Here is a 545-nt window from a genome sequence, read left to right as displayed (position 1 = left end):
TGGCCAGAGCCATGATGAGTTACACCACGTCCTGGGACACGATCTCCTACTCCGCGTACGGCTGCCACCCAAGCTCGTAGGAAGGCTTTTCTGGCAGCTCTCTATCGATATCTAGGAGCTACGCCAGATGGAAAATCCCACCTCTGCAATACACGTCGATATCAGCTTCGAACCCCATATTTTCACCCGCCACCACCTGAAACTCCGCGCCTTGCTCCTGCATGACGAAGCCTGGTTCTGCGCCCGCGATGTCGGGAAGCTGATGGGCATCGAATGGCACGAGCGCAAGGCGATCAAGCTCGATCCGGATCAGCGCCGTATCTTGAGCCTGCAAGGCAACAGCGGCGCTGAAGAGCATCTGATGCTCAGCGAGTCGGGTGTCTACGCGATGCTGGTCTATCACTACCTGCCGGAGAACCGCCACCTGCGCCAGTGGCTGACTCACCTGGTGCTGTCGATGCTGCGTGACCAGCCGCAACCGGCGCGGACCCAGGCCCCGAGTGTCAACGCCAACCCAAAAATGACCCCTTTACCTCATTTTTCGC

At 58.7% G+C, this 545-nt stretch carries 1 protein-coding gene; it reads left to right on the top strand.

All coding sequences use genetic code 11. The features are described 5' to 3' along the window. Positions 1 to 127 precede the first annotated feature (127 nt). Positions 128 to 545 (top strand): BRO-N domain-containing protein (locus tag K675_RS0112360; protein ID WP_017903833.1); only part of this gene is annotated, 418 nt, incomplete at its 3' end.

Source organism: Pseudomonas fuscovaginae SE-1 (genome assembly GCF_000364705.1).
GTDB lineage: Bacteria > Pseudomonadota > Gammaproteobacteria > Pseudomonadales > Pseudomonadaceae > Aquipseudomonas > Aquipseudomonas fuscovaginae_A.
The sequence above is the reverse complement of the archived record's forward strand: the minus strand, read 5'-3'. Positions and strand labels throughout refer to the sequence as shown.